Genomic DNA, 18,794 nt, shown 5'->3' on the forward strand with positions numbered 1-18,794 from the left:
TTTGCTCATTGCTTTAAAATCTTTCCTGCTGATTCTACCCAAAAACCCGCCAGCTCATCTTAAAATTTTAGCTCGCCTTACTGAAAACCCACAGATTTACCCAGCAAGGTTTCACGTGGAACATTGACTGATCGCGGATTAATTTCCACCGAAACATGTACGATTTCTTCATGAATGGATAAGGCCTCACGAACCTGGTCTGCATTCAAACTGGAATCGGTGACCAAAGCTAAAATACAGGAAAATTTACCTTTACCCACTTTCCAGACATGCAGGTCGGTAATTTCTACCACTGGAAATTCTGCAATTACCTCACGAATTTCTTCTACCACAGGATGATCCATTTCTGCATCCAACAAGGTTTTTCCAGTTTCCTTGATCAATCCCCAAGCCCATTTTGCTACCAGAATGGCTCCGATAATACCCAATAAGGCGTCCAGAAAAGTCCAATTCAAATACTTGGCAGCAAACAGCGCAATAATGGCAAAGACTGAAGTCACCGCATCGGCAACCACATGCATAAAGGCGGCTTTCTGGTTCAGGTCATGCTCGGTATGAGTATGCTCATTTTCGTGATCATGGTGATGGTGATGGTGATGGTGATGGTGATCATCATGCAGCAACCACGCACAGATTAAATTAATCACCAGGCCCAGAATTGCAATCGGAATGGCCTGATTATAAAGAATATCAATCGGGTTAAGCAGTCGTTCAACCGATTGAAAGGCCATAAACACCGCCACCACCATCAGCAAGATGGCGCTGCTATAACCTGCCAAAATTTCAATTTTCCAGGTACCAAAACTAAAGCGATGATCCTGCGCATAACGGCGTGCGGAACGGTAAGCAAAATAAGCCAGTCCCAGCGCCAGCATATGCGAGCTCATGTGCCAGCCATCCGCCAGCAAAGCCATAGAATTGTAAATCCAGCCGCCAATCACTTCTAATAGCATCATCACTGCCGTTAGAATGGTCGCCAATAAAATACGTTTTTGTGCAAGCGGATTACCTTCATCAAACTGATGATGGTGGGTTCGGGTAAATGGGGCGTTTTGCATAATCTAGCTTTTCAATATACTCCCCCATAGTATATTTATTTTTGGAGAATAATGTTGGGGCATTTACATCAGGACAAGAAAATTCAAAACCGGGTCAAACGCTTACAAGGACAAATCAATGCCGTGGAGCAAGCGTTAAATCATCCGGAAAATTCATGTATTAGTATTTTGCAACAAGTCGCAGCCATTAAGGGGGCGGTGAATGGCCTGATGAATGAGCTTATTGAAGCACATTTGCGTCATCACGTGATTGGAGAACAGACAGCAATTAATGAAGCAGAACTGGAAGAATTTCTTCAGTTATTAAAACGTTATAGCTAGATTTCTTACATTTTATTCATTGACGCTATATAGGGATTGCCAGTACGCTAAATTCTCCTTTTTCTCCCCATATTTGCCCTTTTGAATGCTGTGGCAAATATTTTTGTGACCCTCTATGACAAATCAACAATCCTGGCGCCCATTTTTAATGGTCAGCCTGGCACTTTGTATTGGAACGATGGGGACGGCACTGGCCAGCCCTTTATATCCCATCTATCAGCAACTTTGGCATTTGTTGCCGAGTCATATCACCTATATTTTTGTCACTTATATGTTGGGCTGTTTAGCCACGCTGCTGTTTTTAGGCCGTACCAGTAACAGCATTGGCTTTTTAAAAACCTTAGAACTGGGTTTGGTCATCATCACAGTTGGGCTTCTGCTGTCCATGTTTGCAAACAATGCGCTATGGCTGTCTTTGGGGCGTTTTATTATCGGGATTGCCTCGGGATTAATGACCACATCGGCATTGATTGGACTGATGTGGAGCATTCCTGAATCGCATAAAAGCCATGCACCACAGCTCAGCTCGGTGATTACTGCCGTTGGCTTTGGTTTAGGTCCCCTGGTGGGTGGACTGATTGCCCAGTTTTCTGCCACCCCGTTATTTACTCCGTATATTCCGGTTATTATCGGGGCAGTGTTGTGTTTTATAGGCTTGTTACGTCTGCCTCAGCCTGAATTTACCGCACAAGCTTTTTCAATTGCACCCCGTTTAGAACGTCCTGAAGCACAATTCCGTCCTGAATTTTATATTACCGGTTTGACTGCCTTTTGCGCCTTTGCAGCGTTCAGCCTATTCGCTTCGCTTTCCCCCTCATTTGTACAGGTCATTATTCCCTGGCATGGTCCTTTGGTCAGTGGACTGGCCATTACCTGCATTCTGCTGATTTCTGCAATGGTACAGTATTTTTCCAGATCGATTCCTGCAAGAAAATGCCTGAATTATGGGCTGTATACACTGTTGTTCAGTTTATTGATTTTGGGTTTATGTATGTACTTACACTGGAGTTTTCTGTTTTTTATCAGTGATGTACTACTTGGCGTTGGGCATGGATTAGCCCTGATCGGGGCATTTGGCTTAATTCACGCCATGACCAATCCACACAATCGAGCTGCAGTAATGTCGACCTATTTATTTGTCGCATATTTAGGCACCATTTTACCTATTATTGCAGTAGGCTATCTTGCCGATCATTTCGGTTTAACCGCAGGTGTGCTCAGTTTTTGTGCCGCGTTCTGTTTACTCTGTCTATATTTATTAATTTGGCATAAAAAATTAAGGCAGAAAAACACTTTGCTTAAACCAAATCTAAAAACGGAATAGCGAGGGTGCTCATGGAAATGTAAGCCCCATGAAGATAAATCATTAAAGCAAATGCAGAGCTGTTTTTATATTCGGCCTTTCCCTCCCCTCATTTTCCCTGCGTAGGTTGATGTTCAAGCTCTTTGATTAAGAAATAATTCAAGAAAGTACGAATTACGGCAATGATGGCCAATTTAATCAAGCTATCCAGATCTGGATCGACAGTGGTGGCTAAAATATCGGCGGCGAGCTGGAATTCAAGTGCAGTGGCAAGCCAGTCTCCAAAACAATAACGTGCTGTGCGACCTGATTTAAGCTGGATGAACACCATTGAGGTTTTGATCAAGCCAATGATTACACACACCACGGAAATCATTTCTAAAAATAATTGGAGGAAATGAACCCAGGAGATTAATAATTCACGCAAAAACATGACATCAAACATTCACCACCTCCATAAGAGATTTTAACTCTTACTTTCTGACATCAACATCTGTCCACATTGACTCAATCATAAAAAATTATTCTCAGTTTTAATTGTCTGATTCACAAGTCTAGATCGTAGGCTTAATACTATTAGACTTCTTGCATAAATCATTTTAAAAACTAAAAATTGTTCGTAAAGCTGAAATTGAAAATAGATTTTAGTCGATATTAGATTCATGAGTGTGGCATGGATGCCACACGTTTCCCATCCCTTGCGCTGCATTTTAAAGCAGTGCTTAAAACTGGCTCAGGATGTCGTGTATGGGAAACAAAAGGTTTTTCTTGCGGACTCAAAATATATTTTGAGATCCTCATTTTGACCTTTCAAAAGTAGAAAGATTGCCTATGAGAAAGTAAAAAAATTAACACCATCAAATGACATAAAAAAAGCACTAAGTTATTAAAACTTAATGCTATTTAATTTACATAGTAATCTATTGGAACTTATTAGAATAATGGCTTAAATTGAAATTACTTTCCGATACAGAACGAACCAAAAATCTTGCCCAACAAGTCATCTGCACTGAAGTCCCCGGTAATTTCACCCAAGGCATTTTGGGCCAATCGCAGGGATTCCGCCACCAACTCGCCTGCATTATACACCACCAGTTGTTCACGCGCTTCTGCCAGATAGGCCTGAGTGCGCTTCATTGCGTCTAAATGACGCGTACGGGCAATAAAGGTATCTTCTTCCGGCTGGAAGCCTGCATGCGCTGTAATTGCCTCTATGAGTGACTGAACTCCGGTTTCCTGCTTGGCAGAAACGGTAATATGACGGAAACCCTGATAATCGCCAATTGCAGCGGCTGCACCGGTCAAGTCACACTTGTTGGCAATCAGCATTAAACGGCGCGGTTCCAGATGTTCGGCAAAATAGTTTTGCGCCAATTGCAGCGGATCTTCGCCCTGGCTTAAGTCATAGACCAGCAGCAACAAATCGGCCTGTTCAATTTCTTTAATCGCGCGGCGGATGCCTTCTTTTTCCACCACATCACCAGTTTCACGCAAACCTGCGGTATCGGTCAGGGTAATCGGCAAGCCATTCAAGGTGATTTTTTCATGCAACACATCACGGGTGGTACCGGCAATATCGGTCACAATGGCGCGTTCATTGCCTGCCAGGGTATTCAGCAGGGAAGATTTACCGGCATTCGGTTTACCCGCAATCACCACCTGCAAACCTTCGCGCAATAGCTGGCCTTGGCGTGCCGAGGTCTGAACGGCAGCGACTGAACTTTGCACATCTTCCAGCAGGGCTAAAATTTTACCGTCTGCCAAAAAGTCGATTTCTTCTTCCGGGAAATCAATTGCAGCTTCCACATGCAGGCGCAGGTGAATCAATTTCTCCAGCACGGTATTGACCCGGGTAGAAAAGGCACCTTGCAAGGAGCGTACCGCAGAACGCGCAGCGGCCTGGGAGGTGGCATCAATCAGGTCGGCAATGGCTTCGGCCTGAACCAGATCCAGTTTGCCATTTTCAAAGGCACGCATGGAAAACTCACCGGCTTTGGCAGCGGTCGCGCCTAATTCCAATAAACGGCCGAGCAGGGCATTTTGAATCACTGGGCCGCCATGACCCTGCAGCTCCACCACATCTTCACCGGTAAAGGAGTGGGGGTTAGGAAAGCAAATGGCCAAGCCTTCATCCATGACGTCACCAGCCGCATTATAAAACTGGCGGAAACCGGCAAAACGGGCTTTAGGCAGGGCTTTTTGAGTCAAAGCTTCAGCAATGGCATAAGATTTTGGACCCGACAGACGAATTACCCCCACGCCACCACGTCCGGGCGGAGTTGCAATCGCAGCAATCGTAGTAAGGTTTTGCATAAAATTCACCTAAAAAATCCCAAATCACAGCCAAAGAAAAATCCGCCTAAGATTACCATCTTAAGCGGATTTATTCAGCTATTCGCAATCAGTCGTTACTTAAACAACGTCACGTTTTTCGCGTTCTTTCTCAACACCTTTGTTGATCAGACCTTGCTGCAAGATGGTAATACTGTTGTTGACAATCCAGTACAACACCAAGCCCGCAGGGAAGAACAGCATAAATACGGTGAAGATAATTGGCATGATCTTGAAGACTTTCGCCTGCATCGGATCAGCCGGTTGCGGATTTAAGGACTGCTGGATAAACATGGTCAAGCCCATCAGTAACGGCAGGATAAACCACGGATCCATTGCAGACAAATCTTGAATCCAGCCTAACCATGGTGCATGACGAAGTTCTACCGACTCCATCAATACCCAGTACAAGGCCAGGAAAATCGGCATTTGCAATAGCAATGGCAAGCAACCCGATAATGGATTGACCTGTTCACGCTTATACAGCGCCATCATTTCTTGCGAGAAGCGCATACGGTCTTCACCGAACTCTTCTTTCATGCGTTGCATTTCAGGAGCAATCACACGCATTTTCGCCATCGAACGGTAGCTCTTGGACGACAATGGCCACAGAATCAGTTTGACCAATACGGTCAACAGGATAATTGACCAGCCCCAGTTGCCCACAATATTATGGAAGAATTGGAGGCCCAGGAACAATAATTTGGCAATTGGCCATAACCAGCCATAATCTACAGTTTGATTCAGGCCCACAGCAAGGTCTTTCAATTCAGACTGAATTTTAGGACCTGAATAGAAGGTCGCGTCCACTTCCGCCGTGGTACCGGCAGGTACATTCATGGTCGGTGAAGTGAAACCAATAATGTTCATGTTATCGGTAGATTGGCGAGATTCCAGTTTGGCACTATAAGGCTGACCATTGGCTTGAGTGAGTTTAATATCCCCCGGAATCCAGGCACTGACAAAATAATGCTGCACTACAGCAACCCAGCCGCCTTTGGCTTCCACATTCAACTTTTCATCGTTGAAGTTGTCAAATTTCAGCTTGTTATAATGTTCATCTGGCGTTCCCCACGCACCGCCCAGGAATGTGCCGAGGGTGAAAATACCTTGGGAAGATTTACCTGGATCATCCGAATTATCACGCTTGATCTGACCAAACATCTGGCCCTGCCAGTTCTGGCTACTGCGGTTCACCACTTTGTGGCTGACAATAATCGGATATTCACCTTGTTTGAAACTAAAGGTCTTAATAATCTCGACACCATCAGCAGTTTTATAGACCATCGGTACCGATAAAACTTTAACCGCTTGACCATCTTTGGTTTTTTCCGCTTTGGCATCTGCCAAGGTATAAGACGCTTTTTCAATCTCATATACCGGACGACCGTTGCGGTTACTGTCTGGTCCATTTAAACCAATCAATCCAGACTGAGCCACATAGGTGCGCTGAGCATCGCTTTCCAACATCACGAACGGCGCATTACTGTCTTTATCTTTATCATGGTTCAATAATTCAATACGAACAATGTCACCACCTTTAGGATTAATCCAAAGATGATAAAGGTCAGTCTGTACTGAAATAAGCTGTTGACTTACAGGTGCAGTGGCATCTGTTGTAGTTTGCTGAGTCGCAATATTCGCTTGAGGCATGTCAGACGCAGTAGCAGCGGTTTGACCATTTGGCAAATCTGCAGATACTTCATGTGAAACAACGGCAGTTTGTTGCTGCGGTTGAGTTTCTGCATGACCATAATCTTTTTGCCAAGCCAAAATAAGCAAATATGCGACGACAAACATGGCCCCTAGAATTGCAAACCTGGCCCATTGTTGCATATCTATTATCCCAAGTAGTTAGAGTGATTTCGGTTCAATAAACGATCACGAAAGGGTACAACAACGTGAAGCGTTTGAGAATCTATTTGCTGAAATGAAATAAAACGAATTGCCTTTGGCGGTACCGGATCATAACCTGAGCCCCCCCAAGGATGACAACGACAAATACGCTGAGTAGCTAACCACGCACCACGCAGAGCCCCATAAGTATGGACTGCTTCCAAAGAATATTGAGAACATGTTGGAATATAACGACAGCGAGGTCCCAATAAAGGACTAATCGCGATCTGATAGAATCGAATCAACCAATGCAGTAAACGTACCATTGGCCTTCTCTACTTTTGTGGGGAGGGAGCTATCTTTTTATGCTTTTTGGCAAGGCGTTGCAATTTCTGCCAAGCAAATTGTAATTGCTGCTGCAATTCTGCATTAGGCACTGCTTCAATGCCCATTTTAGGCATGACCACAATATCTAATAAATCTAATTGCTGCTGATGCAGGCGAAAACTTTCACGAGCAAGACGTTTTACTCTATTTCTTTCATGTGCACGACGCACTTTCTTCTTCGCAACAACAATACCCAAACGGCTTTTCGGCTGTTCGGAATTTTTTGCAAGAAATAGGAAATGGGGTTGATGCACTTTAAAAAGCGCACCATCAAACACACTTTTATAATCGGCAGCACAGCGTATACGTACATCTGTGCTGAAGCCATAAAGTGTCATAACACCCAAAATCGTAATAGCGTTAACAGATTAAACAGTTAAGCTATGACGACCTTTTGCACGACGGCGAGCTAATACTTGACGACCAGCTTTAGTAGCCATACGAGCACGGAAACCATGAACACGCTTACGCTTTAATTCTGATGGTTGGAATGTACGTTTCATATTGAAACTCCAAAAATGATCTTTCTATGAAGGTTCGCGATTTTAGTGTTCATTCAGTGAGCTGTCAATCAAAAACAAACTTTCTTTCAAAATAAGCCGGTTTTTACAAGATTGACGGATTGAGCATATCGTTAGATTATTAAAAATTGTATCTATTTTATACACAGTGTAAATTATTGATTAATAAAACAACATAAGTTATAAACAGAAATACTCACAATATTATCCACAGGCTGTTGTGAATAAACATGATTGTGTTGGGTAATGAATTTAAATTTATAACTTTTTAGAGTTATCCCCACAAAACCGCATTTCTATAAATAAATTCAAATTTATAAATTTAAATTTATTATTATTAGGGTGGGTTTTTTTTGTGGAAAAGCATATTTTATTTTTAATAAACATAAATTTAAATTGTGGATATCTATGTTTTTATGATTTTATTAATTTGTGGATAACTTTGTGCTATATTTTATCCACAGCTTGCGGATAAACTTATCCACACCATGATTTAAATTTAAATTTAATCGGAAATTTGCTTTTTTGAGTGATATTTCCTGAATTTTGCCATGACAGATGTGGATAACTTCGATAGAATGGCGACCCGCTCGGTCGGGCTCGCATGATTTTTTTACTAACAATGGAATGAATAGGGGTTTCACATGCTTTGGACAGACTGTCTAACTCGTTTGCGACAAGAGCTTTCGGGAAATGTCTTTACCATGTGGATTCGCCCTCTGGTTGCGGAAGAGCTGAATGATACTTTAAGACTCTATGCACCCAATCCGTATTGGACCCGCTATATTCAGGAGCATCATCTGGAGCTGATTACGATTTTGGCTGAACAGATGTCTGAAGGCCGGGTACGTAAAGTCGAGATTCTGGTGGATTCACGTCCGGGTGCAATCTTGTCAGCCAATGAACAGCCAGCAACCACCACGGCTGCATTGCAATCTGTTCCGGCAGTTGTTTCCAAACCGAAAAAAGAAAAAGATGAAACCGGCAGTAAAAACAGCCGTAAACGTTTACTAAATCCCTTATTTACTTTTTCACTATTTGTTGAAGGCCGTTCCAACCAGATGGCAGCTGAAACATGCCGTAAAGTGTTAACTCAGTTGGGCGCTTCACAGCATAACCCGCTATTTTTATACGGACCGACCGGTTTGGGTAAAACCCACCTCATGCAAGCTGTCGGCAATGCCCTGTTACAGGCCAAACCCAATGCACGGGTGATGTACATGACGGCCGAGAGTTTTGTACAGGATTTTGTCAGCTCTTTACAGCAAGGCAAAGTGGAAGAGTTTAAAAAGAATTGCCGCTCGCTCGATCTGTTGCTGGTGGATGATATTCATTTGCTGGCCGGTAAAGAAGCCAGCTTGGTGGAGTTCTTTTATACTTTTAACGCGCTATTGGATGAATCGAAACAGATTATTCTGACTTCCGACCGTTATCCCAAAGAATTGACGGAACTGGATGCACGTCTGGTTTCACGTTTTTCCTGGGGATTGTCAGTTGGAGTTGAGCCACCGGATATTGAAACCCGAATTGAAATTTTGCTGAAAAAAGCCGAAAGCAGTGGAGTGGAGTTGCCGCGTAACTGTGCCCTGTTTATTGCTCAGCAAGTGGTGGCCAATGTTCGTGAGCTGGAAGGTGCGCTGAACAAGGTGGTGGCGATTTCCCGTTTTAAAGGCACGCCGATCGATCTGGATGTCGTGCGTGAATCGTTAAAAGATGTGTTGGCCATCCGTGCCCGTACCATCAGTACTGAAAATATCCAGCGCGTGGTGAGTGAATATTTCCGTATTCCTTTAAAAGAAATTGTCGGTCCCAAGCGGACCCGTATTTATGCCCGTCCACGTCAGCTGGCCATGGGTTTGGCACGTGAACTGACCGGGGACAGTTTTCCCGAAATTGGCATGGCTTTTGGTGGGCGTGATCACAGTACCGTGATGCATGCCTGTGAAAAAGTGATCAGCCTTCGGGAAGAAGATCCGATCTTTAATGAAGACTATAAAAACCTGCAACGGCTGTTGCAAAGCTGATCTGAATTGATCAAATTCTATTCTTGCAATGCGGCATATTCTGCCGCATAGTACACTGCTAAAAAACACATTTATTTATTTTCATCTTCAGTTGTTAGAGGAATGTACCGTGCGTTTAAAAATCGCGAAAGAAAGCTTACTTAATGTTCTGTCACATGTCGTAGGAGCGGTTGAACGTCGCCATACTTTAAACATTCTGTCTAACGTCAAAATTCAAGTAAATAATGAATCCTTAACCATTACCGGTTCTGATCTGGAAGTGGAACTGGTGGCCAGTACCACCCTGGCTGAAGGGGCTTGCCTGCAGGTGGGTGAAACCACTGTACCGGCACGTAAACTGATGGATATCTGTAAATCCTTGCCTGCTGCGGCATTGATTGACCTGCAAATTACTGAAGATCGCTGTATTTTAAAATCAGGCAATAGCCGCTTTGTACTGGGGACTTTGCCAGCTGAAGACTACCCGTTGTTAAGTACCGAAAATGCCCAAGGTACGCAAGTGACCGTGACTCAGCGCGAATTAAAACGCCTGTTTGAAAAAACGGCTTTTGCAATGGCGGTACAGGATGTACGTTTTTATTTAACCGGAACACTGCTTGAAATTGACCAAAATCAGTTGCGTGCTGTAACGACTGATGGTCATCGCCTTGCGCTGTGTGAAACTGTTGCACAATCTACTGCAACTCAGCCTATCCAGGCGATTGTGCCTCGTAAAGCGGTTGCCGAGTTACAGCGTCTGCTCAGCATTGAAGATGAGCAATTGTCTTTATTGATTGGCCGTGAACTGTTAAATGTGACCATTAGCACCCCAAGCCGCGATAAAGAGCAGGGTGATATTACCGTTCGTTTCACGACTAAACTGATTGATGGAAAATTCCCGGATTACCGTCGTGTGATTCCACGTGGTGGTGATAAAAACGTATTGATCGCGCATGACGTATTCAAGCAATCCTTGCAGCGTGTGGCCATTCTCAGTAATGAAAAATTACGTGGCGTGTTCCTGAATTTTGGTGCCGATTCTTTGCAGCTGCGTGCCAATAACCCGGAGCAAGATGAAGCGATTGAAGATTTGGCCATTCAGTATGCCGATGCACCGATGGAAATGTCTTTCAATGCACAATATCTGCTTGATGTGCTGAATGTGTTGGATGGTGAAGATGTCGCCATGACCATGACTGAAGCCAACCAGTCGGTATTGGTGCATGATCCGGCACAACAGGATCAGACCTATGTTGTAATGCCAATGCGTGTTTAATTCAACGCTATTGAATCAGATTTAACCATGCATATTACGCGTTTAAATATAGAACGTGTTCGAAACTTAAAGACGGTTGCACTCCAGGAGTTGCAGCCGTTTAATGTCTTTTACGGGCAAAACGGTTCAGGCAAGACCTCGATTTTGGAAGCCATTCATCTGCTGGCGACCGGACGTTCTTTTCGTACCCATATTCCGAAAAATTATATTCAGCATGAAACCGGCGACGCGATTGTGTTTGCACAATCGGCAACGGAAAAAATCGGCATGCAAAAGCTGCTCTCCGGTGAACAGCTGATTAAGGTCAATGGCGATCATATTGCTACCCAAGGGCAACTGGCCAAAATCCTGCCTTTACAGCATATTGACCCACAAAGTACCGATATTATCGATTATGGGGCCAAACCGCGCCGGCAATTGCTGGACTGGCTGATGTTCCACGTGGAACCGGATTTTTATCATGCCTGGCAGTACTATGCCCGTGCCTTAAAGCAACGCAACAGTTTGCTGAAATCGAACAGAAATCTCAGTTTGCAGGATCTGGAACCGTGGAACAAAATGCTGGCGGAATATGGCGAAATGCTGAATTCGCAGCGTAGCGGCATTGTCGAGCAGTGGAAGGTTTATTTTGAGCAGGATTTGCAGCATTTGCTGCCCAATCTTGCGGTTGAACTGGAATATAGTCCCGGCTTTCATACCGAACAGGGCCTGCTGCATGACCTGACTGCGCATCATCAGAAAGATGTCGATCGCCGTTATACCGAATATGGACCGCATCGTGCAGATTTACGTTTAAAAACAGCCATGGGCGATGCCGATGTAGTGCTTTCACGCGGCCAGAAAAAGCTCCTGATTATGGCTTTAAAACTGTCACAGATTGCAATGCTGCATGCCTGTAATAAGGAAACTGTGGTATTATTAGATGATCTGACAGCAGAATTAGATTTAACTGCACAACGACGATTAATTGAGCGATTGAGCCAGCTGGGTAGTCAAGTTTTTATTACCACTTTAGAGCATGAATCGGTCAAAAAACATTTACATGATTTGTCTATTTCATATCAATTATTCAAAGTTGAAAATGGTCAAGTTCAGGTTGTTGTGCAATAACTTTTTAAATTTTACCCATCTTTGGATAGACCTATATTTCACTAGGGAGAAACCATGAGTTCAGAAGATCAAGCTGCTTCTCAAACAGAACCAACCCATGAAAAGGCTTATGATTCCTCTAGTATCAAGGTGTTACGAGGCCTCGATGCTGTGCGTAAGCGTCCAGGTATGTATATTGGTGATACTGACGATGGCTCGGGCCTACATCACATGGTGTTTGAAGTGGTCGATAACGCCATTGATGAAGCCTTGGCAGGTCACTGTGACGAAATCTTGGTGACCATTCATGAAGATGAGTCTGTCAGCGTATCCGATAACGGCCGTGGTATTCCGACCGATATTCACCCTGAAGAAGGCGTGTCTGCAGCTGAAGTGATTTTAACCATTCTGCATGCCGGCGGTAAGTTTGACGATAACAGCTATAAAGTTTCTGGCGGTTTGCACGGTGTCGGGGTTTCGGTCGTCAACGCCCTGTCCAGCAAACTGGAATTGACCATTCACAGAGCTGGCCATATCCACCAACAAGAATATAAACATGGTGACCCGGTCTATCCACTCAAAGTCGTGGGCGATACCGATAAAACCGGGACAACAGTGCGTTTCTGGCCAAGTGCCGAGACCTTCAGTCAAACCATTTTCAATGTTGATATTTTGGCGCGCCGTTTACGTGAACTTTCATTTTTAAATGCGGGTGTACGTATTGTGCTACGTGATGAACGTATCGATGCGGAGCATGTGTTTGATTATGAAGGCGGTTTGTCTGAATTTGTGAAATATATCAACCAGGGCAAAACCCATCTGAATGATATCTTTCATTTTACTGTTCAGGCAGACAATGGCATTGGTGTGGAAGTTGCCTTGCAATGGAACGACACTTATCAAGAAAACGTACGCTGTTTTACCAACAACATTCCCCAAAAAGATGGGGGGACGCATTTAGCCGGTTTCCGTGCAGCTTTGACCCGTGGTTTAAACAGCTATATGGAAAGTGAAAACTTGCTCAAAAAAGAGAAAGTGAACGTTTCTGGTGATGATGCGCGTGAAGGCTTGACCGCGATTGTTTCGGTTAAAGTGCCTGATCCGAAATTCTCTTCACAAACCAAGGAAAAACTGGTTTCCAGTGAAGTGAAGCCCGCCGTAGAACAGGCAATGAATAAATCATTTGCTGAATATCTTCTGGAAAACCCAACAGCGGCCAAAGCAATTGCGGGTAAAATTATCGACGCGGCACGTGCGCGTGATGCGGCGCGTAAAGCGCGTGAAATGACCCGTCGTAAGAGCGCACTGGATATTGCAGGTTTACCAGGCAAACTGGCAGATTGCCAGGAAAAAGACCCGGCATTGTCTGAACTGTACCTGGTCGAAGGTGACTCTGCGGGCGGTTCTGCAAAACAGGGCCGTAACCGTAAGATGCAGGCAATTCTACCGCTAAAAGGTAAAATCCTGAACGTAGAACGTGCACGTTTTGACAAGATGATCTCGAGTCAGGAAGTGGGTACGCTGATTACGGCACTGGGCTGTGGTATTGGCCGCGAAGAGTACAATCCGGACAAATTGCGTTATCACAAAATCATCATCATGACTGATGCTGACGTCGACGGTTCGCACATCCGTACGCTGCTGTTGACCTTCTTCTTCCGTCAAATGCCTGAACTGGTGGAACGCGGCTATATCTATATTGCACAGCCACCGTTATATAAACTGAAAAAAGGCAAGCAAGAGCAGTACATTAAAGATAATGATGCGCTTGAAACCTATCTCATTTCTAACGCAATTGATGAGCTGGAACTGCATGTAAGCAGTGAGGCTCCGGCTATTCGTGGTGAATCTTTAGCAAAAGTCATTGCTGACTATCAGACTTCACAAAAGAGCTTGCAACGTTTAACGCTACGTTATCCAGCAAGCTTGCTGGACGGTTTACTGGGCCTGGAAGCATTCAAGCTCGACCATAGCCATGACGAAGACTATGTAAAACAGTGGGCTGAACAGTTGCGTGCAGCCATTGAAGTTCAACAGCCGAGTTTACGCCCTGAAATCACGCTTGAACTGTTTGAAAAAGAACATGCAGACGGTAGCAAAGTGGCACATTACTGGCCACGCGTAACAGTTTATGTACACAACTTGCCGCATCATTATTTACTGGATGCCGGATTGCTCGGTTCAAGTGAATACAAGCGTTTGCTGCAAAATTCAAAGAGCTGGTTTAGCTTGCTTGAAGAAGGCGCTTATTTGCAGAAAGGTGATCGCAAGATCCAGGTATCGACTTTCCATCAGGTTTGGCAGCACATTTTATCCGACTCACGTCGTGGTATGATGATCCAGCGCTATAAAGGCTTGGGCGAGATGAATGCGGAACAGCTGTGGGAAACCACCATGGATCCTGAAAACCGTAACATGCTGCAAGTGACCATTGAAGATGCTATTGAGGCAGACCGCATGTTCTCCTGCTTGATGGGAGATGATGTGGAACCGCGTCGTGCCTTCATTGAAGAAAATGCCTTGAATGCGGATATTGACGCTTGATGCATTGATGAGTGAAATTGTAAAAAGCATCCTTCGGGGTGCTTTTTTTATGCTATTTTTATCTTAATCCGATTAACTTTTAGCCATCTTTATTTTTATTAAAATGACGTATTCCTCTGTCATGATGACTCTAAGCAAGAGGAAATCATCATGCAATATGACGAGGTGGGCGCTATGGATCAAGAATTGAAACAGATCCGCGATATCTGGACTCAGGCCTTTTTTAGCGGAGATTACGAGGTTCTGGCTCAGTATGAACATGAACAGTTCAAAGTGGTCTACGAGCAGGAAGGTCGTGTGGAAAGCAATTTTGTCCGTTATGACCGGATTGCGCATGCTGTAAAAAATGGTGTCTGGAAGCCCCAAAAACTCGCAGTTGAGTTTGAAGAATTTGATTATGATAAAGATTTAAAGCATTGCCAGGTCTTGATTGGTTTGCAGGATCAGAAACAGATTCGGGAATTATGGGTCAGGGAGGGCGTCTGGAAAATAATCGAACTCAGGTTTTTAAAACGCAAAAAAACAGCTCAAGATAAGTCAAAAAACTAATTTTAAACGACCAACATAGTGGAAAGCTTTGTGTGGATAAGTTTTTAAACTGCCATTTTAGCTCAATAGAAAAGTGAAAAATAACTTATCCACAGCATAAAACGATCTTTTATTTTAAATTTAAACTTGAATTTTGAGTGGTTGTGGATAAAAACTTTAAATTTAAAAGGCAGGTTTTGAATTTAAAATTTATTTAAAGGTAATTTTTCAGTCTAAGACTGGATCAGCTTGTTTCAGCTGCAATAGGTCACCATAGCGGGCTAAAATGGCTATAAGAATGGTTGTGTAGAAAAATTAAAAAATCGCAGCACACCTTAAATATTGTGCTGCGATCATAAAATAAGCATCACTTTAGCTTTGCTTAAGAATGGAAAAAATGCCTTATTCAAAAGAACTTTCAAGCTCTTCCAGTTCCATCATCAACTCTAGCATCTGTTCTTCCACCGTTTCCAGCAGGCTTTTTAACTGAGTTTGCTCATTCATCAGCTTGAGTAGATCATCTTTACGATTTGCTTCATACATTGCCGTATCACCCAGTAATACTTCAATTTCAGCCAAACGTGGTTGCAGCTTGCTGATCTGTGCTTCATTTTTTTCAATATTTTTACGAATCGGGCGGCTCAGTTCACGGCGGCGTGCGGTTTCTTTACGTTGAGCTTCTTTATCGAGTTTTGAAATTGCCGGTTTTACTTCTACTTGTGATTTCACGGGTTCAGCAGGTTTCTGGCCATTTTTCATCAGGTCAATCCGTGCCTGGCGTAACCAGTCTGCATAGGCGACCAGATCACCATCGAATTCACGGCATTGACCATTGTGGACGAGCAACAATTCATCACAGACGCTGGCAATCAATTGACGCTCATGCGATACCAACACCACAGCACCTTCAAAGTCTTGTAAGGCCATGGTCAGGGCATGACGCATATCAAGGTCCAGATGGTTGGTCGGTTCATCCAGAATCAACACGTTAGGACGTTGCCAGACAATTAAAGCCAAAGCTAGACGCGCACGTTCACCGCCGGAGAAGCCTTCACTTGGGGTGTCCATACGTTCGCCACTAAAACCAAAGCTGCCGAGGAATGAACGTAAAGTTGCTTCACTGATTTTCTTGTCCGCGATTCGTGACAATTGCAGCATTGGGCTGGCACTCCCATCCAGGGCGTCCATTTGATGCTGGGCAAAATAACCAATATTCAGCAATTCAGAATCTTTGCGCGTCCCTTTGAGCAGTTTCAGATCACCCACCAAAGATTTGATCAGTGTCGATTTACCGGCACCATTCATCCCGAGTAAACCAATCCGGCTGCTGGGTGTGATTTGCAAATTGACGTTGGTTACAATTAGCTTGTCTCCATAGCCAATATCTGCATGTTCCAGTTGCAGCAGCGGTGAGCTCATTTTAGTCGGTTCACGGAAACTGAAGGTAAACGGTGTATCCACATGTGCAGCAGAAAGTTCCTGCATGCGTTCTAATTGTTTAATCCGGCTTTGTGCCTGTTTGGCTTTGGTGGCTTTGGCCTTAAAGCGGTCAATAAATTTTTGTAAATGTGCCCGTGTTTCAAGCTGCTTTTCATAGGCTTGCTGTTGTTGTGCCAGACGTTCACTACGGGTACGTTCAAAGGTAGAATAATTTCCGGTATAGAGCGTCAACTCCTGATTTTCGATATGTAAAATATGATCGGTAACGGCATCCAGAAAATCACGGTCATGCGAAATTAAAATCAGGGTGCCTTCATAGGCTTTTAGCCAGTCTTCCAGCCATAAAATCGCATCCAAATCGAGATGGTTGGTCGGTTCATCCAGTAACAGCAAGTCGGAACGGCTCATCAGGGTTCGGGCCAGATTTAAACGCATGCGCCAGCCACCCGAAAAACTTGAAACATCCAGTTGAGACTGATGTTCAAAGAAGCCCAGACCGGCCATCAATTGTGATGCTTTGGATGGAGCAGAGTAGCCATTAATTTCATCAAAACGACCATATAAATGCGCTAATTCCTCATTATTGAGGTCTTCAGGATGTTCCAGTTTGTGCTGGATGTCCCAATATTCTTCATCTCCGGACAGGACAAAATCGATGGCTTTCATCTCCAGCGCTTTAATTTCCTGGGCCATATGGGCCACCGTCCAGGCAGCAGGACGGGTTAGAGAACCACCATCCGATTCCATTCCACCCAACAATGCCGCAAACAAGGTCGATTTTCCTGCGCCATTGACACCGGTTAGGCCAATTTTCCATCCTGGATGTAGCTGCATAGACGCTTTTTGAAATAAAACACGTCCACCGCGACGTATAGAAAGTTGATCTAACTGAATCATTGAAATATCTAAATGAGAAGAATGGTGAGCGTATTCTAAAGGAAGCGGCTCAGAAAATAAAAAGGCAGTGCATGATTCTTTTTTATAAAGGGATGATTTTCAGTAAATTAAGAAAAATGTGACAAATTGTGCAAAAAACAGCCTTTTGTCAGAAAGATAGTGCTAATGCTATTTTTACTATTAAAACAAAACTATAGTGATTTTCTAAGAGGAATAAGTGAAAAAAGAAGAAGGGGTATTATGAATAAAGGAACTTTTATTTTATCAACACTCACACTTTTGAGTTTTTCAGGCTTGGCTCAGGCAAAACAAAATATCTGTGTATTCGATCTACTCGGTAAAGCTGGTGAGTCCTATAAATTAATTGAAGAATGGGGCTTAGCCAGTAAAAATTGGGGGGCTGATGTCAATTTAATATCCTATCAAGATGAAGCAAAAATAGAAAAAGATTTTAAAGCCGGTGTCTGTGATGCCTTTTACATGACCTCAATGCGCGCCCGTGCCTATAACAAATTTGCCGGTTCAATTGATGCACTCGGTGGCGTTCCAAGTAATCAGATTGCACAAAAAGCCATTGCTTTTGTGTTAGACAAACGCAATAAAAAGCGGCTGATCAGTACCATTGCCAATGAAAAATATGAGGTGGCAGGGATTGGGCAAATTGGTACCGCTTATCTTTTTGTACGCGATAAATCAATTAATTCTATAGAGAAAGCAAAAGGTAAAAAATTTGCGATTCTGCATTATGATCAGGCGCAAAAAATTGTTGTCCAGCGTATCGGTGCCGTACCGGTGATGTCTGATATTTCTAATTTTGTGAAAAAATTCAACAATGGTGAAGTCGACATGATTGCGGCACCTGCTTATGCTTTTAAGCCGCTAGAAATTTATAAGGGTTTAGGCTCTAACGGGGCCATGATTAATTTTCCAGTGGTCAATGTGACTGCTGATCTGGTGATTCGCCCGGAAAAATTTCCTGAAGGTTTTGCAGACCAATCGCGTAGCTGGTTTATAAAGCTTTTACCGAAAAGCTTTGCGATGGTGCAGCGCCTGGAAGCAGGAATTCCTGCCAGATATAAAGTTAATTTAACCAAGGAAGATCATGATAAATATCAGAAATTATTGCGGGATGGACGTTTAGACCTGACCAGGCAAGGAATTTATGAACCGACTATGATGACGGTACTGAAAAAAGCCCGTTGTACTGTGGAACGAACCAACTTTGAGTGTTCATTAAGCGGTGAATAAAGACATCATTAT

General features: G+C 43.7%; 17 protein-coding genes. 9 read left to right on the forward strand and 8 right to left on the reverse strand.

Annotation, left to right across the window (positions count from 1 at the left end; genetic code table 11):
* Window positions 1–77: 77 nt before the first annotated feature.
* Window positions 78–1,058 (reverse strand): CDF family Co(II)/Ni(II) efflux transporter DmeF, encoded by a 981-nt coding sequence (gene dmeF, locus BLP85_RS14175; RefSeq protein ID WP_092820935.1) that lies wholly within the window; start codon window positions 1,056–1,058, stop codon window positions 78–80.
* Window positions 1,059–1,112: 54 nt separating this feature from the next.
* Between dmeF and BLP85_RS14180 the strand changes: the two genes are divergently transcribed.
* Together BLP85_RS14180 and BLP85_RS14185 are read left to right on the forward strand one after the other, a co-directional pair.
* Window positions 1,113–1,379, forward strand: coding sequence for a metal/formaldehyde-sensitive transcriptional repressor (locus BLP85_RS14180; RefSeq protein WP_092820981.1), 267 nt, complete (start codon window positions 1,113–1,115; stop codon window positions 1,377–1,379).
* Between the two features lie 115 nt (window positions 1,380–1,494).
* Entirely contained in the window at window positions 1,495–2,703 is a 1,209-nt protein-coding gene (locus tag BLP85_RS14185; protein WP_171259729.1) for an MFS transporter, read from the forward strand.
* 88 nt (window positions 2,704–2,791) lie between these two features.
* On the opposite strand, the gene BLP85_RS14190 is transcribed toward BLP85_RS14185, so the two are convergent.
* On the reverse strand, window positions 2,792–3,127 hold the full coding sequence (locus BLP85_RS14190; RefSeq protein WP_092820937.1) for a DUF1622 domain-containing protein: 336 nt from the start codon (window positions 3,125–3,127) through the stop codon (window positions 2,792–2,794).
* Window positions 3,128–3,355: 228 nt separating this feature from the next.
* On the opposite strand from BLP85_RS14190, the gene BLP85_RS14990 reads away from it, so the two are divergent.
* Entirely contained in the window at window positions 3,356–3,502 is a 147-nt protein-coding gene (locus tag BLP85_RS14990; RefSeq protein WP_171259730.1) for a hypothetical protein, read from the forward strand.
* A 137-nt stretch (window positions 3,503–3,639) separates the two neighbouring features.
* Here the strand turns inward: BLP85_RS14990 and mnmE are convergent, their stop codons facing one another.
* The 5 genes from mnmE to rpmH form a co-directional block, all read right to left on the reverse strand.
* Window positions 3,640–4,995 carry a tRNA uridine-5-carboxymethylaminomethyl(34) synthesis GTPase MnmE gene (gene mnmE / locus BLP85_RS14195; RefSeq protein ID WP_092820939.1) on the reverse strand — a complete coding sequence of 452 codons (1,356 nt, stop codon included), beginning with the start codon at window positions 4,993–4,995 and terminating at the stop codon, window positions 3,640–3,642.
* 99 nt (window positions 4,996–5,094) lie between these two features.
* Window positions 5,095–6,849, reverse strand: coding sequence for a membrane protein insertase YidC (gene yidC / locus BLP85_RS14200; RefSeq protein ID WP_092820941.1), 1,755 nt, complete (start codon window positions 6,847–6,849; stop codon window positions 5,095–5,097).
* A gap of 5 nt (window positions 6,850–6,854) precedes the next feature.
* Window positions 6,855–7,175: a membrane protein insertion efficiency factor YidD gene (gene yidD, locus BLP85_RS14205; protein WP_092820943.1), complete on the reverse strand. Its 321-nt coding sequence runs from the start codon at window positions 7,173–7,175 to the stop codon at window positions 6,855–6,857.
* Between the two features lie 9 nt (window positions 7,176–7,184).
* Window positions 7,185–7,574: a ribonuclease P protein component gene (rnpA, locus tag BLP85_RS14210; RefSeq protein ID WP_092820945.1), complete on the reverse strand. Its 390-nt coding sequence runs from the start codon at window positions 7,572–7,574 to the stop codon at window positions 7,185–7,187.
* A gap of 30 nt (window positions 7,575–7,604) precedes the next feature.
* A complete protein-coding gene (gene rpmH, locus BLP85_RS14215) occupies window positions 7,605–7,739 on the reverse strand; it encodes a 50S ribosomal protein L34 (protein ID WP_000831329.1) in 135 nt (44 codons plus the stop codon).
* Window positions 7,740–8,401: 662 nt separating this feature from the next.
* On the opposite strand from rpmH, the gene dnaA reads away from it, so the two are divergent.
* From dnaA to BLP85_RS14240, 5 genes are all read left to right on the forward strand, one after another.
* A complete protein-coding gene (dnaA, locus tag BLP85_RS14220) occupies window positions 8,402–9,781 on the forward strand; it encodes a chromosomal replication initiator protein DnaA (RefSeq protein WP_092820947.1) in 1,380 nt (459 codons plus the stop codon).
* Between the two features lie 109 nt (window positions 9,782–9,890).
* Window positions 9,891–11,036 (forward strand): DNA polymerase III subunit beta, encoded by a 1,146-nt coding sequence (dnaN, locus tag BLP85_RS14225; protein WP_092820949.1) that lies wholly within the window; start codon window positions 9,891–9,893, stop codon window positions 11,034–11,036.
* 27 nt (window positions 11,037–11,063) lie between these two features.
* Window positions 11,064–12,146, forward strand: a complete 1,083-nt coding sequence (gene recF / locus BLP85_RS14230) for a DNA replication/repair protein RecF (protein WP_092820951.1) — start codon at window positions 11,064–11,066, stop codon at window positions 12,144–12,146.
* Window positions 12,147–12,200: 54 nt separating this feature from the next.
* Window positions 12,201–14,669, forward strand: a complete 2,469-nt coding sequence (gene gyrB / locus BLP85_RS14235; RefSeq protein WP_092820953.1) for a DNA topoisomerase (ATP-hydrolyzing) subunit B — start codon at window positions 12,201–12,203, stop codon at window positions 14,667–14,669.
* A 174-nt stretch (window positions 14,670–14,843) separates the two neighbouring features.
* Window positions 14,844–15,218: a hypothetical protein gene (locus BLP85_RS14240; RefSeq protein WP_092820985.1), complete on the forward strand. Its 375-nt coding sequence runs from the start codon at window positions 14,844–14,846 to the stop codon at window positions 15,216–15,218.
* Between the two features lie 381 nt (window positions 15,219–15,599).
* Here BLP85_RS14240 and BLP85_RS14245 read toward each other — a convergent pair whose 3' ends face one another.
* Complete coding sequence (locus BLP85_RS14245) at window positions 15,600–17,534, reverse strand: ATP-binding cassette domain-containing protein (RefSeq protein ID WP_092820955.1); 1,935 nt, start codon at window positions 17,532–17,534, stop codon at window positions 15,600–15,602.
* Between the two features lie 240 nt (window positions 17,535–17,774).
* Here BLP85_RS14245 and BLP85_RS14250 point away from each other — a divergent pair, with 240 nt between their 5' ends.
* A complete protein-coding gene (locus tag BLP85_RS14250) occupies window positions 17,775–18,782 on the forward strand; it encodes a putative solute-binding protein (RefSeq protein WP_092820957.1) in 1,008 nt (335 codons plus the stop codon).
* Window positions 18,783–18,794: the final 12 nt, after the last annotated feature.

Source organism: Acinetobacter kookii (assembly GCF_900096895.1).
GTDB classification, from domain to species: domain Bacteria; phylum Pseudomonadota; class Gammaproteobacteria; order Pseudomonadales; family Moraxellaceae; genus Acinetobacter; species Acinetobacter kookii.

What these genes read in the sequence shown, in the direction of transcription:
- dmeF (WP_092820935.1), bottom strand. Translation starts at nt 1,058, where the DNA reads ATGCAAAACGCCCCATTTACCCGAACCCACCATCATCAGTTTGATGAA.
- BLP85_RS14185 (WP_171259729.1), top strand. Translation starts at nt 1,495, where the DNA reads ATGACAAATCAACAATCCTGGCGCCCATTTTTAATGGTCAGCCTGGCA.
- BLP85_RS14190 (WP_092820937.1), bottom strand. Translation starts at nt 3,127, where the DNA reads ATGTTTGATGTCATGTTTTTGCGTGAATTATTAATCTCCTGGGTTCAT.
- BLP85_RS14990 (WP_171259730.1), top strand. Translation starts at nt 3,356, where the DNA reads ATGGATGCCACACGTTTCCCATCCCTTGCGCTGCATTTTAAAGCAGTG.
- mnmE (WP_092820939.1), bottom strand. Translation starts at nt 4,995, where the DNA reads ATGCAAAACCTTACTACGATTGCTGCGATTGCAACTCCGCCCGGACGT.
- yidC (WP_092820941.1), bottom strand. Translation starts at nt 6,849, where the DNA reads ATGCAACAATGGGCCAGGTTTGCAATTCTAGGGGCCATGTTTGTCGTC.
- yidD (WP_092820943.1), bottom strand. Translation starts at nt 7,175, where the DNA reads ATGGTACGTTTACTGCATTGGTTGATTCGATTCTATCAGATCGCGATT.
- rnpA (WP_092820945.1), bottom strand. Translation starts at nt 7,574, where the DNA reads ATGACACTTTATGGCTTCAGCACAGATGTACGTATACGCTGTGCTGCC.
- rpmH (WP_000831329.1), bottom strand. Translation starts at nt 7,739, where the DNA reads ATGAAACGTACATTCCAACCATCAGAATTAAAGCGTAAGCGTGTTCAT.
- dnaA (WP_092820947.1), top strand. Translation starts at nt 8,402, where the DNA reads ATGCTTTGGACAGACTGTCTAACTCGTTTGCGACAAGAGCTTTCGGGA.
- recF (WP_092820951.1), top strand. Translation starts at nt 11,064, where the DNA reads ATGCATATTACGCGTTTAAATATAGAACGTGTTCGAAACTTAAAGACG.
- gyrB (WP_092820953.1), top strand. Translation starts at nt 12,201, where the DNA reads ATGAGTTCAGAAGATCAAGCTGCTTCTCAAACAGAACCAACCCATGAA.
- BLP85_RS14240 (WP_092820985.1), top strand. Translation starts at nt 14,844, where the DNA reads ATGGATCAAGAATTGAAACAGATCCGCGATATCTGGACTCAGGCCTTT.
- BLP85_RS14245 (WP_092820955.1), bottom strand. Translation starts at nt 17,534, where the DNA reads ATGATTCAGTTAGATCAACTTTCTATACGTCGCGGTGGACGTGTTTTA.
- BLP85_RS14250 (WP_092820957.1), top strand. Translation starts at nt 17,775, where the DNA reads ATGAATAAAGGAACTTTTATTTTATCAACACTCACACTTTTGAGTTTT.